Origin of the sequence: Faecalibacterium langellae (assembly GCF_002549775.1) — a bacterium.
Classification (GTDB): domain Bacteria; phylum Bacillota; class Clostridia; order Oscillospirales; family Ruminococcaceae; genus Faecalibacterium; species Faecalibacterium langellae.
In genome coordinates, this window is record NZ_NMTR01000016.1 from 13,109 (window position 1) to 25,175 (window position 12,067).

Below are 12,067 nucleotides of genomic sequence, written 5' to 3' on the forward strand. Positions count from 1 at the left end.
AAAAAAGAGAGGTACAAAAATATGGGCAAGTTTACGTTTACTCAGACCGAGATCCCCGGTGTCGTGGTCATTGAGCCGCAGGTGTTCGGCGATGACCGCGGCTATTTTATGGAGACCTACCAGAAGGACCAGTTTGCTGAAGCCGGCATTGATAAGGAATTCGTGCAGGACAACCAGAGCCGCTCCACCCGCGGCGTGCTGCGCGGCCTGCACTTCCAGAAGAACCACACCCAGGGCAAGCTGGTGCGTGTGACCAAGGGCGAAGTGTTCGATGTGGCCGTGGACTGCCGCCCCAACAGCGCCACCTTCGGCAAGTGGGTCGGCGTGACCCTGTCCGAGGAGAACAAGAAGATGTTCTATATCCCGGAGGGTTTTGCCCACGGCTTCCTCGTGCTGAGCGATGTAGCAGAGTTCTGCTACAAGTGCACCGATGTCTACGACCCCACCAGCGAGGGCGGCATCCCCTACGACGACCCCACTGTCAACGTGCAGTGGCCGGACTGCGGCTGCGAGCACAAGACCAGCGCAAAGGACAAGCTGCATGAGCCCTTTGCCGCCCAGAAGTTCGAATATTTTGAAAAGTGGTGATCGCCCGTGGCAAAACTCAAAGCAATGTGGAACGGCTTCTGGCGCTACCGCTATCTGCTGTGGAACCTCGTCAGCCGTGACTTCAAGCTCAAATACCGCCGCAGCGTGCTGGGCGTGGTGTGGAGCGTACTGAACCCGCTGCTCATGTGCCTTGTGTACTGGGCGGTGTTCAGCAGTCTGATGGACATGCGCGGCAGCGGCATCGACAACTTTGCCGTCTTCCTGATGTGCGGCCAGCTGCTGTTCAACTTCTTCAACGAGGCCACTTCCACCAGCATGAGCAGCGTGCTCAGCGCGGCGCCTCTGCTGAAAAAGGTGTATATCCCCAAGTATATCTTCCCGCTGGAAAAGTGCTGCTTTGCCATGGTGAACTGCGTGTTCAGCTTTGTGGCGCTGCTGCTGGTGATGATCTTCACCGGGGCACCTTTCCACCTGACCCTGATCGAGGCCATCTACCCGCTGGCGACGCTGTTCTTCTTCAGTCTGGGCGTTGGCCTGTTCCTTGCGGCAGCAACGGTGTTCTTCCGGGACATCATGCACATCTGGAGCGTGTTCATCACCGCCCTGCTGTATTTTTCCGCCATCTTCTACGACCCCACCCAGATGACCTTTTCCATCGGCGGCTTCAACATGCAGCAGATCATCAAGCTGAACCCCATGTACTGGTATATCACGGGCTTCCGCCGTACTGTGATGTGGGGCATCCCGCTGGACTTCAACATGTTCGCGGTGTGCGGCATCTGCGCGGTGCTGTCCATGCTGGTGGGCGTAGGCGTGTTCCGCAAAACGCAGGACCGCTTCGTTCTGCATATTTAAAGGAGGGAGAACAATGGAACCGATCATCAAAGTGGACAATGTTTCCATGTGCTTCAACCTCTCAAAAGAAAAACATGAGAGCTTAAAAGAATACTTCCTCGCCATGGTGCAGGGCCGCCTGCAGTACGATGAGTTCTATGCCCTCAAGGACGTGAGTCTGGACATCATGCCCGGCGATTTCTACGGCCTTGTGGGATTGAACGGCTCGGGCAAATCCACCCTGCTCAAGACCATTGCAGGCGTGTACAAGCCCAGCAAGGGCAAAGTGACCGTCAACGGCACCATCGCACCCCTCATCGAGCTGGGCGCGGGCTTTGATATGGACCTGACCGCCCGCGAGAACATCTACCTCAACGGCACGGTGCTGGGTTTCTCGCCCAAGTATCTGGACGAAAAATTTGACGAGATCGTGGAGTTCAGCGAGCTGGAAAACTTTCTGGATGTGCCGCTGAAGAACTACTCCTCCGGCATGGTGGCCCGCATCGGCTTTGCCATTGCCACCATCACCAAGCCCGATATCCTCATTGCGGACGAGGTGCTCTCGGTGGGCGATTTCTTGTTCCAGCAAAAGTGCGAAAAGCGCATGCAGGAGCTGATGGCGGGCGGTACCACGGTCATTCTGGTGTCCCACTCCATCGAGCAGATCGAGCGCATGTGCACCAAGGTGGCCTGGCTGAGCCATGGACACCTGAAAATGAACGGAGATACCGCGACGGTCTGCGCGGCCTACAAAGCAACGCAGCGCGGCGAGGCATAAACCATGAATCTGCGATTGAAACGTGCCAAAGAGCTGGCGGGCTATGCCGTGCAGCTGACCAAAGACGAGGGCCTGCCCACCATGCTCAAACGGGGCGCGGGCTTTGTCAAGCGCCGCTGCTTTGGCAAAAGGGCCCGCTATCTGCCCGCCAAAAAGGTGCTGGAAGCCCAAAGGGCAGAAATGGCCGGAAAGACGGCAGAGACCTGTGGCCTGCCCACTATCAGCATCCTCACCCCGCTGTATAATACGCCGGAAAAATATCTGCGGGAATTTCTGGATTCCTTCGTGAACCAGACGGCCCCAAACGGCCAGCTCTGCCTTGCCGATGCTTCCGACGCGGAACATGCCGATGTAAAACGTATCGTTGAGGAATATCAGACGAAATATCAACGCATCGTATACAAAAAAGTCGAAAACAGGGGCATTGCAGCCAACACCAACGCGGCTGCCGCGTTGGCCGACGGCGAATATCTGGCCCTTGCCGACCACGACGACATCCTTGCGCCCCACGCCATGTACACCATGGGCAAGGCCATTCTGCAGCTGCGGGCGCAGGGAAAGCCGGACGGCTTCCTCTACAGCGACGAAGCGCTTTTCTCCAAAAGCATCCAGCGGCCCATCGTGGCCCACTTCAAGCCAGACTATGCGCCGGATTATCTGCTGTGCTGCAACTACATCTGCCATCTGGCGGTGTTTCAAAAAGCACTGTGGGACGAAATTGGCGGCGAGAGGCCGGAGTGCGACGGCAGTCAGGACCATGACCTGTTCCTGCGGCTGGCGGAAAAGACCGGCGGCGCGGCCCATGTGCCCCAGGTGCTGTACTACTGGCGGGTGCATGAGGGTTCCACCTCCGGCGGTGCTGACGCCAAGCCCTATGTGGCGGCGGCGGCCAAAAAGGCGCTGGCGGATCATCTGGCCCGCACCGGCCGCACCGGCACCGTGGAAGATGGTCTGTATCCCAGCACCTACCGGGTGAAGTGGGACATCGTGGGGGACCCGAAGGTGAGCATCCTTATCCCCAATAAAGACCACACCGACGATCTGGAAAAGTGCCTGCACGGCCTCTGGGCAAAGACCAGCTGGGAGAACTTCGAGGTCATCGTCATCGAGAACAACTCCACCGACCCGGCCACCTTTTCCTATTATGAGCAGGCAAAGCAGCGCTACGACGGCCTGCAGGTGGTCGTCTGGCCGCAGAAGGGCTTCAACTTCTCGGCCATCAACAACTTTGGCCGCAGGTACGCCAGCGGGGATTATCTGCTGCTGCTGAACAACGACGTGGAAGTGCGCAATGCCGACTGGCTCACCGAGCTTCTGCGGCAGTGCGCCCACCCCGGCGGGGCGGCCATCTGCGGCGCAGAGCTGCTCTACCCGGATGAGACCCTGCAGCATGCAGGCGTCGTGACCGGCCTTGGCGGTTACGCGGGCCACAGCCACAAGTACCGCAAGGCGGGCGGCAGCGGCTACATGTTCCGTGCCGCCACTGTGCAGGACTTTTCCGCCGTGACCGGTGCCTGCCTGCTGGTGAAGACCAGTGTGTGGGACGAAGTGCACGGTCTGGACGAAGCCTTCGCCGTGGCCTTCAACGACGTGGACTTCTGCCTGCGGGTGCGGGATGCGGGCTACCGCATTGCCTGGACGCCCTACGCGCAGCTGACCCACTACGAGAGCAAGAGCCGCGGCGGGGACGAAAAAGACCCCGTGAAGGCGGCCCGCTTTGCCGCCGAGCAGCAGCGGCTCTACACCGTGCACGGGAAGGAAAACATTCTGGACGATCCCTATTATAACCCGAACCTCACCCGCGACCGGGAAGATTTTTCTGAGAGCGACGACCTGCGCGGCCTGAAAGAGGGAAGGATCACGGTGCGCTATCGGGGAGCATAAAGCCTTCCCCCGGACGGGGGAAGGTGCTGAACGAAGTGAAGCGGATGAGGGCGCAGAATGGAGAGCGCTGAAAACACACCCTCATCAGTCACCTGCGGTGACAGCTTCCCCCGACTGGGGGAAGCCTTTGCAGAAGCGGAGGAACACCAATGAACATCAAAGGCCATTTTGAGACCATCACCCGGCACAAGCTGCTGGTGATGAAATACTGCTTTGCCTGCGGGCTCTACGAGCAGGGCCTTGCCCACGACCTGAGCAAGTACAGCCCCACCGAGTTCATCCCGGGGTGCATCTACTATCAGGGCGACCACAGCCCCAACGAGGCTGAGCGCGCGGCGCGGGGCTACTCCTCCGCGTGGCTGCACCACAAGGGCCGCAACAAGCACCATCTGGAATACTGGATCGACTACACCACCAACAAATCCGGCATGGGCGGCATGAAGATGCCCCTGCGCTATGTGTGCGAGATGGTGTGCGACCGGGTGGCGGCCAGCCAGATCTATCTGGGCGACAAGTACACCGATGCTTCTCCGTGGGAGTACTACGAGCGCAGCAAGGACCACTACCTGATGCACCCGGAGACCCGCGTCCTGCTGGAAAAGCTGCTGACCATGGTGAAGGACTTGGGCCATGACCGCACCTTCCAGTACATGAAGTTTCTGCTGGGCTGCGAAAAAGATTACTGAGAGTGATATTTTGACAAAAAACACCGCTGACGAACGGTCAGCGGTGTTTTTCTGCCCGGGGCGCACCGCCCCGCAGACCACAACTCCCCCAGCCCGGGCGGCAAGACCGTTCAGGCTGGGGGAGCTTTTTGTCGTTTATCGGGAACGGGGCTTATTCCTCGTTTTCGTAGATCTGGATATAGCGCGGAGCGGCTTTGTCCTGCCAGAACAGCAGCATACCGGTCAGCACCACGGCAAGGGTGGTCAGGACAGCGAGCAGGGCTTTGAGTACTTTCATGGCTTGGAGCCTCCTTGGAAAAAAGTCTTGGGCGGAGCGGGGGGATGTTCCGCAGTTTGGGTGGTTCTAGTATATCATATTCCGCCCGCAAAGGCAAACACCGGCGGCGCATGGGCGTAAAAGCAAAAAAATGCGCTGATTAGTCTAAACTAACCGCCGAAAAAGGAGAAGAAAGTTCAGGAAAATGCATCATTTTCGCTCCATTGTCGTTGACTTCCCGCGCCAAAATGATACAATAAGTGTGTTAAGCAGCTGCTGTCCCTGTACCAGTGCGCCTGCATGGGCGAGGGGATGGCAATTCAAGCAGAATGGGGGATTTGAAATCCATGTTGAACAAGCTGAAACGTGCGGCGCTTGGCGCGCATACGCCGCATGACAAGGCAACTGCTGCAAGCAAACCTGTCCCGATGCCTCTGCCCGCGCAGGTACGCATCCTTATGAGCCAGCATATCGGCGCACCTGCCAAAGCTCTTGTCAAGAAGGGCGATGAGGTGTTCGTCGGCACCAAGATCGGTGAGGCTGGCGGCTTTGTCTCCGCAAATATTCATTCCAGTGTTTCCGGCACCGTTGCTGCCGTGGAGCCGTTCCGTCTGTCCAATGGCCGTATGTGCGACTCTGTCGTCATCAAGACCGACGGCAAGCAGACGGTGGACCCGGCCGTGAAGGCACCGGAAGTCACCGATAAAGCCAGCTTCCTCAAGGCCGTGCGCGACTGCGGCCTGGTGGGTCTGGGCGGCGCAGGCTTCCCGACCGACGTGAAGCTGCAGCCCAAGCAGCAGGTGGATACCCTGCTGATCAATGCTTCCGAGTGCGAAGTGTGGCTGACCAGCGACACCCAGGAGATGCTGAACTGCAGCGATGACATCATCCGCGGCATCAAGGCCGTGCTGCAGTACACCGGCATCCCGAAGTGCGTCATCGGCATTGAGAACAACAAGCCTGAGTGCATCGACCTGCTGTGCAAGAAGACCAGTGGCGATTCCGCCATCGAGGTCAAGCCCCTGCCCAGTGTCTACGGCACCGGCGCTGAGCTGATCCTCATCGAGAAGTGCCTGGGCCGCGAAGTGCCCCATGGCGGTCTGCCCGCCGATGCAGGCGCCATCGTCATGAACGTGACCAGCGTCTCCACCCTGGGCAAGTATCTGGCCACCGGTATGCCGGTGGTCGAGCGCACCATCACCGTGGACGGCGATGCCTGCGCAAAGCCCCAGAACATCGTGGTGCCCGTGGGTACTTCTTACCAGGACATCATCGACTTCGCCGGCGTCAAGGGCGGCGTGACTCTGGGCAAGGTGGTGGCAGGCGGTGCCATGATGGGCCCCGCTGTGCAGGATACCAGCTATCCCACCACCAAGACCACTTCCGGCCTGATCCTGCTGAGCGACACCGCCGCACAGCCCGCTCCCGTCAGCCCCTGCATCCGCTGCGGCCGCTGCGTGGAGTATTGCCCCATGGGCCTGGAGCCCGTGGAAGTGAACCAGGCATATGCTGCCCGTGACGTGCAGGAGCTGGGCAAGCTCCATGCAGACTACTGCTTCAACTGCGGCAGCTGCTCCTTCGTCTGCCCGGCAAAGCGCCCGGTGACCCAGATGATGAGCCTGGCAAAGGCATTCTACCTCGGTGAAATCAAAAAAGGAGGCAATAAGTAATGGATACGAAGCTTATTGTTTCGGCTTCCCCGCATGTGCGCAGCGAGGAGACGACCGCGGGCCTGATGGCCAACGTGATCGTTGCCCTGTGCCCCTGCGTGGTGGCCTCTGCGATCATTTTCGGCATGCGCGCCCTGCTGGTCACGGCAGTGTCTGTCGTTGCCTGCGTGGCATTTGAGTGGCTGTACTGCAAGCTGCTGAAGCGCCCCAACCCCATCAGTGACCTGTCTGCCGTCGTCACCGGCATCATCCTGGCCATGAACGTGCCTGTGGGCATGCCTCTGGGCCAGCTGATCATTGGCGACCTGGTGGCCATCGTCATCGTCAAGCAGCTGTTCGGCGGCATCGGCATGAACTTTGCAAACCCCGCTCTGGTGGGCCGTATCGTGCTGTTCATCAGCTTTGCAAGCTCCATGAACAAGTGGGTCTTCCCGGATGCAGCAGTGGACCAGCTGTCCAGCGCTACCCCGCTGGCTGTGGCCGATACCTCCAAGCTGAGCCTGCTGGATCTGTTCATGGGCATCCACGGCGGCGTGCTGGGCGAGACCTGCGCGCTGGCCATCGTGCTGGGCCTGATCTACCTGGTTGCCACCAAGACCATCAGCATTGCCATCCCGGCTTCTTATGTCGGCAGCATGTTCATTTTCTATCTGATCGCTACCCACAGTGTGCACGCTGCTCTGGCAGCTGTGCTGAGCGGCGGCCTGCTGTTTGGTGCCGTGTTCATGGCCACGGACTACGTCACCAGCCCCTTCACCCTGAAGGGCAAGCTGGTGTACGGCGTAGCCTTGGGCATCGTGACCTTCGCCATCCGTTACTGGGGCAGCTACACCGAGGGCGTGTCCTTCGCACTGCTGTTCATGAACCTGTGGGTCCCCTACATCAATGATCTGACCCGTCAGACCCCGTATGGCTACATCAAGCCTGCAAAGAAAGCAAAGGAGGGTGCTGGCAAATGAGTAAGTCTTCCAACTGGGAGAGCACCATCAAGCCCATCGTTGTGCTGAGCGTTATCTCCCTGATCGTCAGCCTTCTGCTGGCACTGGTGAACAGCATGACCGCCCCGGTCATTGCCGAGAACACCAAGCGCACCACTCTGGCCGCCTATGTCGGCGTGCTGCCGTCTGTTTCGGATGCCAGCGAGCTGGAAGAAGTGACCGACTATACCACCGCCGGCGTTACCGGTGTGGTCAAGGCCCCGGATGGCAGCATGGCCATCAAGGCTGAGGAGTCCGGCTTCGACGGCGGCATCGTTACCGTCATCGTTGGTCTGGACGCCAACGGCACCGAGACCGGCATCTGGGTGGATGCGTCTACCCAGACCAAGGGCATCGGCAGTGCCGTGGCCGAGGATGATTTCCTGAAGCAGTTCGATGGTCTGGATTGCACCCAGAGCGTTGTGATGGGCCAGAACGGCGTGGACGGCAAGTCCGGCGCTACCTTCTCCTCCAAGGCACTATTTGCCGCTCTGAACGACATCGTGAACTGCTACAACGAGCTGGCATAAAGGAGGTTGGTAAGAAATGGCACAAGAAAAGAAGTCCAAGGTAAGCATCCTTACCAACGGCATCATCAAAGAGAACCCCGTTCTGCGTCTGGTTCTGGGCACCTGCTCCACGCTGGCTGTCACCACTGCCGTGTCCAGTGCACTGGGCATGGGCGCTGCGTTCACCTTCGTTCTGGTGTGCGCCAACATCATAATCTCCCTGCTGCGCAAGGTGATCCCCGGCAAGGTGCATCTGCCCTGCTACATCGTCATCATTGCAGGCTTCGTGACCATCGTGCAGATGTTCATGCAGGCCTACATGGAAAGCCTGTACAACGCTCTGGGCGTGTTCCTGCCCCTGATCGTCGTCAACTGCATCATCCTGGGTCGTGCCGAGATGTTCGCCTGCAAGAACAGCGTGGTGGACAGTGCACTGGACGGCATCGGCATGGGCATCGGCTACACCCTGACCGTTGTGCTGATGGCCTCCATCCGTGAGATCCTGGGCAGCGGCACCTGGCTGGGCTTCAAGGTCCTGCCGGACAGCATGGCCAAGATCGGCATCATGACCCAGGCCCCCGGCGCATTCTTCTGCTTCGGCCTGCTGATGGCCGGCTGTGTGTGGCTGGAGACCAAGCTGGATGCCCGCATCGAGCGCAAGAGCTGCTGCGACATCGACAACCTGAAGAAGGAGGCAGAATAAGATGTTAGTCAAACTCGCTGCGATCTTCTTCAGCATGATCCTTGTCAACAACTACGTGCTGGTGAAGTTCTATGGTATCTGCCCGTTCCTGGGCGTTTCCAAAAAGCTGGACTCCTCCGTTGGTATGTCCGGCGCTGTTATCTTCGTCATGTTCATGGCAACTGCTGTGACCTTCCCCATCCAGATCTTCATTCTGGACCCGGCTGGCCTGGGCTATCTGCAGACCATCGTGTTCATTCTGGTCATCGCCGTGCTGGTGCAGTTCATCGAGATCTTCCTCAAGAAGTATGTCGTTGCCCTGTATAACTCGCTGGGCGTTTACCTGCCCCTGATCACCACCAACTGCTGCGTGCTGGCCGTGACCATTCTGGTCGTGGACGACTACGGCGCAGACGTGGCTGCTCTGGGCTTTGGCGCTGCCTACATTGAGGCTCTGGTCTGCTCCATCGGTGCAGGCGTCGGCTTCATGCTGGCCATGGTCATGTTCAGCGGCGTGCGCAAGCGCGTGGAAGCCTGCGATCCCCCGGCACCCTTCAAGGGCCTGCCCATCACCCTGATCGCAGCCGCAATCACCAGCCTGTCCTTCATGGGCTTCGGCGGCATCGTCGAAAACCTGTTCAATGTCACGCTGTAAGGGAGGAACAGGAAAATGAGTATTGTATCTGCTGTTATCCTGTGTACCGTCGTGGGCGCGATCGGTGCGATCGTTCTGGTCGCAGCGGCCAAGTTCATGGCTGTTGAGGAAGACCCCCGCATTGAAGAAGTCGCCGGCTGCCTGGCCGGTGCAAACTGCGGCGGCTGCGGCTACGCAGGCTGTGCCGACTACGCAAAGGCTGTCGTCATGGACGGCGTCCCCTGCGACAAGTGCGCACCCGGCGGCCCCAAGGCTGCTGCTGCCATCGCCAAGATCATGGGCGGCGAGGCAAGTGCTGTGGAGAAGAAGGCCGTGGTCCAGTGCCAGGGCAGCACCGAGCACTGTAAGCCCGCTTACGACTACAAGGGCATCCAGACCTGTGCTGCTGCGGCAGCCCTGTACGGCGGCCCCAAGACCTGCTCCTTCGCCTGCGTCGGCCTGGGCGACTGCACCAAGGTGTGTAAGTTCGACGCCATCCACATCGTGGACGGTGTGGCCAAGGTGGACAAGGACAAGTGCACCGGCTGCGGTGCCTGCGCCAATATCTGCCCGAAGAAGGTCATCATGATCGACGCAGCAGGCCCGCGCAAGCCCGTTGTCATGTGCTCCAACCAGGATAAGGGCCCTGTGGCCATGAAGGCCTGCACCACCTCCTGCATTGCCTGCGGCATGTGCGAACGCACCTGTAAGTTCGACGCCATCCACGTTGTGGACGGTGTGGCCCGCGTGGATTACGACAAGTGCAAGGGCTGCGGCATGTGCGCCCAGAAGTGCCCGAAGAAGATCATCCTGTTCCCGCTGAAGGACGATCCCAATCCCCCGAAGCCGGTGGTGAAGCAGGCCCCGAAGCCCGCTGCACCCGCCGCACAGGCCCCGAAGGCAGAAGTGCCCGCTTCTCAGGCTCCCGCTGCAAAGCCTGCACAGGCTGCTGCACAGCCGGAAGCCAAGGCTGAGGCAAAGCCCGAGACCAAGGCGGAATAAGCAAGCAAACGAAAAAGAAGGGATGGACACTTCGTCCATCCCTTCTTTTTGCGCCTTTATAAGAAAATCCGGTTGAAATAGCGTGAAAATATGGTTTATCGCAAGTCAAGAAATTAGCGCAACATCAAAATAGCATCTCTGCGATATGCAATTCAACGATGTTGCTGTTGCATTAAAAAGTTGAATTGCTATAATAGAACAAGCGGCCTTCTGCTTTGGCCTGGTATATTGCAACATAAGAAGTGAGGAACATCCCATCATGAATCAACAACAGAACGCGCGCCTGCGCAACGCGGGTTTCGCCACCTTCTTTTTCAGCGGCATCTGCGCCATCAGCGCGGGCGTTGTGGTCAGCCTTTTGCAGGAAGAATACGGCTTTGCCTACGGCATGACCGGCACCCTGCTCTCGCTCATGAGCGTGGGCAACCTGCTGGCAGGTCTGCTTATCGGCATGCTGCCCAGTGTGCTGGGGATGAAGCCCAGTGTGCTGCTGCTCACCATCGGCTATGCGGCGGGCTATGCCATCATGGGCCTGACCGGCGCAGAGATCCTGCTGGCACTGGCTTTTTTCATGGTGGGCATTGCCAAGGGCAGCGTCATCAACACCTGCACCATTCTGGTCAGCGACAACTCCGCCGACCGCACCCGCGGCATGAATCTGATGCACAGCTGCTATGCCTGCGGCGCACTGCTGTGCCCCTTTGTCATTGCAGCGGCGGCAAAGGTGAGCACCGCGCTGGCAGTGTTCCTGTTGGCGGCGCTGGGCCTTGTGCTGTGGCTGGTGTATGCCTTCACCCCGCTGACGGGCGGCAAGGCAAAGAACGCGCAGGAAAAGCAGGCCATTGACTGGAGCTTTCTGCGCTCGGCGCGGTTCTGGCTGCTGACCGGCCTGCTGTTCTTCCAGAACGCGGCGGAGCAGAGCGTCAACGGCTGGATGGTGACCTATTTTAAAGGCAGCGGCATCATTTCCGGCGCGCTGGCCGCCTACACCGTCACGGTGATGTGGGGTGCCACGCTGGTGGCCCGCCTGCTCATTGCCTTCGTGTTCCCCTTCAAGAACCCGCGCAAGGCCATGGTGGGCATGAGCGTGCTGTGCACCTTCTTCTATGTGCTGCTGGTCATGGCCCACACCCAGGGTGCGGCCATCGTGCTGCTGTTCGCCTTTGCCTTCTCCATGGCAGGCCTGAACCCCACCGCAGTTGCCAGCGCAGGCCGCATGACCAGCGTCACCAGCATGGGCATCATGCTGCCGGTGGCATCCAGCGGTGCCATCCTCATGCCGTGGATCATCGGCATCGTGGCCGAAAAGGCGGGCCTTGCCGCCGGTATGGCTTCCAACATCGTGCCCTGCGTGGGCCTGATCATCTTCACTCTGCTGGTGGCAAAGCTGCCGGAGGAGTAAAAGGTGATAAGGGCCGACGTACCGGAAGCTTTCTCCTCGGACACGACTCGGGCCATTCCATCGCCCGCCCTACCGCCTGCGGCGGCAGGGTCCCACCCCAGCGGACGGTCCTCGGAGAAACTCCCGGCACGTCGGCCGGGACAGATGCGGTTGTCCAGCAGGACGGCGGGATGTTTCTCCAGCGAATGTCCTGGAGGTGGGGCC

Annotated in this window: 13 protein-coding genes; 12 read left to right on the forward strand and 1 reads right to left on the reverse strand. The window is 59.5% G+C overall.

Annotation, left to right across the window (positions count from 1 at the left end):
• Positions 1-21: 21 nt before the first annotated feature.
• The 5 genes from rfbC to CGS49_RS06390 all read left to right on the forward strand — a co-directional run bounded on the left by rfbC (position 22) and on the right by CGS49_RS06390 (position 4,731).
• Positions 22-588, forward strand: coding sequence for a dTDP-4-dehydrorhamnose 3,5-epimerase (gene rfbC / locus CGS49_RS06370; RefSeq protein WP_097801041.1), 567 nt, complete (start codon positions 22-24; stop codon positions 586-588).
• A gap of 6 nt (positions 589-594) precedes the next feature.
• Complete coding sequence (locus CGS49_RS06375) at positions 595-1,404, forward strand: ABC transporter permease (RefSeq protein WP_242975396.1); 810 nt, start codon at positions 595-597, stop codon at positions 1,402-1,404.
• A 13-nt stretch (positions 1,405-1,417) separates the two neighbouring features.
• Positions 1,418-2,161 (forward strand): ABC transporter ATP-binding protein, encoded by a 744-nt coding sequence (locus CGS49_RS06380; RefSeq protein ID WP_097801042.1) that lies wholly within the window; start codon positions 1,418-1,420, stop codon positions 2,159-2,161.
• Positions 2,162-2,164: 3 nt separating this feature from the next.
• Positions 2,165-4,045, forward strand: coding sequence for a glycosyltransferase family 2 protein (locus CGS49_RS06385; RefSeq protein ID WP_097801043.1), 1,881 nt, complete (start codon positions 2,165-2,167; stop codon positions 4,043-4,045).
• A 149-nt stretch (positions 4,046-4,194) separates the two neighbouring features.
• Positions 4,195-4,731, forward strand: a complete 537-nt coding sequence (locus CGS49_RS06390) for a DUF5662 family protein (RefSeq protein ID WP_097801044.1) — start codon at positions 4,195-4,197, stop codon at positions 4,729-4,731.
• Between the two features lie 151 nt (positions 4,732-4,882).
• Here the strand turns inward: CGS49_RS06390 and CGS49_RS14540 are convergent, their stop codons facing one another.
• The gene (locus CGS49_RS14540) at positions 4,883-5,008 is read right to left on the reverse strand and encodes a hypothetical protein (protein ID WP_275542717.1); all 126 of its coding nucleotides are present in this window, start codon (positions 5,006-5,008) and stop codon (positions 4,883-4,885) included.
• A gap of 326 nt (positions 5,009-5,334) precedes the next feature.
• Here CGS49_RS14540 and CGS49_RS06395 point away from each other — a divergent pair, with 326 nt between their 5' ends.
• From CGS49_RS06395 to CGS49_RS06425, 7 genes are all read left to right on the forward strand, one after another.
• Positions 5,335-6,657 (forward strand): RnfC family protein, encoded by a 1,323-nt coding sequence (locus CGS49_RS06395; protein ID WP_242975404.1) that lies wholly within the window; start codon positions 5,335-5,337, stop codon positions 6,655-6,657.
• Entirely contained in the window at positions 6,657-7,616 is a 960-nt protein-coding gene (locus tag CGS49_RS06400; RefSeq protein WP_097801046.1) for an RnfABCDGE type electron transport complex subunit D, read from the forward strand. The genes CGS49_RS06395 and CGS49_RS06400 overlap by 1 nt, the downstream gene beginning before the upstream one ends.
• On the forward strand, positions 7,613-8,164 hold the full coding sequence (locus CGS49_RS06405) for an RnfABCDGE type electron transport complex subunit G (RefSeq protein WP_097801047.1): 552 nt from the start codon (positions 7,613-7,615) through the stop codon (positions 8,162-8,164). The genes CGS49_RS06400 and CGS49_RS06405 overlap by 4 nt, the downstream gene beginning before the upstream one ends.
• A 16-nt stretch (positions 8,165-8,180) precedes the next feature.
• Positions 8,181-8,846, forward strand: coding sequence for an electron transport complex subunit RsxE (gene rsxE, locus CGS49_RS06410; RefSeq protein ID WP_097801048.1), 666 nt, complete (start codon positions 8,181-8,183; stop codon positions 8,844-8,846).
• Between the two features lies 1 nt (position 8,847).
• Positions 8,848-9,480: an electron transport complex protein RnfA gene (locus tag CGS49_RS06415; protein ID WP_097801049.1), complete on the forward strand. Its 633-nt coding sequence runs from the start codon at positions 8,848-8,850 to the stop codon at positions 9,478-9,480.
• A 15-nt stretch (positions 9,481-9,495) separates the two neighbouring features.
• Positions 9,496-10,461 carry an RnfABCDGE type electron transport complex subunit B gene (locus CGS49_RS06420; protein WP_097801050.1) on the forward strand — a complete coding sequence of 322 codons (966 nt, stop codon included), beginning with the start codon at positions 9,496-9,498 and terminating at the stop codon, positions 10,459-10,461.
• Between the two features lie 259 nt (positions 10,462-10,720).
• Positions 10,721-11,863 (forward strand): MFS transporter, encoded by a 1,143-nt coding sequence (locus CGS49_RS06425; RefSeq protein WP_097801051.1) that lies wholly within the window; start codon positions 10,721-10,723, stop codon positions 11,861-11,863.
• Positions 11,864-12,067 lie beyond the last annotated feature (204 nt).

Excerpts from the sequence above, each read along its gene's own strand:
- CGS49_RS14540 (WP_275542717.1), bottom strand. The coding sequence starts at position 5,008 with ATGAAAGTACTCAAAGCCCTGCTCGCTGTCCTGACCACCCTTGCCGTG.
- CGS49_RS06385 (WP_097801043.1), top strand. The coding sequence starts at position 2,165 with ATGAATCTGCGATTGAAACGTGCCAAAGAGCTGGCGGGCTATGCCGTG.
- CGS49_RS06380 (WP_097801042.1), top strand. The coding sequence starts at position 1,418 with ATGGAACCGATCATCAAAGTGGACAATGTTTCCATGTGCTTCAACCTC.
- CGS49_RS06415 (WP_097801049.1), top strand. The coding sequence starts at position 8,848 with ATGTTAGTCAAACTCGCTGCGATCTTCTTCAGCATGATCCTTGTCAAC.
- CGS49_RS06395 (WP_242975404.1), top strand. The coding sequence starts at position 5,335 with ATGTTGAACAAGCTGAAACGTGCGGCGCTTGGCGCGCATACGCCGCAT.
- CGS49_RS06400 (WP_097801046.1), top strand. The coding sequence starts at position 6,657 with ATGGATACGAAGCTTATTGTTTCGGCTTCCCCGCATGTGCGCAGCGAG.
- CGS49_RS06425 (WP_097801051.1), top strand. The coding sequence starts at position 10,721 with ATGAATCAACAACAGAACGCGCGCCTGCGCAACGCGGGTTTCGCCACC.
- CGS49_RS06390 (WP_097801044.1), top strand. The coding sequence starts at position 4,195 with ATGAACATCAAAGGCCATTTTGAGACCATCACCCGGCACAAGCTGCTG.
- rsxE (WP_097801048.1), top strand. The coding sequence starts at position 8,181 with ATGGCACAAGAAAAGAAGTCCAAGGTAAGCATCCTTACCAACGGCATC.
- CGS49_RS06420 (WP_097801050.1), top strand. The coding sequence starts at position 9,496 with ATGAGTATTGTATCTGCTGTTATCCTGTGTACCGTCGTGGGCGCGATC.
- CGS49_RS06405 (WP_097801047.1), top strand. The coding sequence starts at position 7,613 with ATGAGTAAGTCTTCCAACTGGGAGAGCACCATCAAGCCCATCGTTGTG.
- rfbC (WP_097801041.1), top strand. The coding sequence starts at position 22 with ATGGGCAAGTTTACGTTTACTCAGACCGAGATCCCCGGTGTCGTGGTC.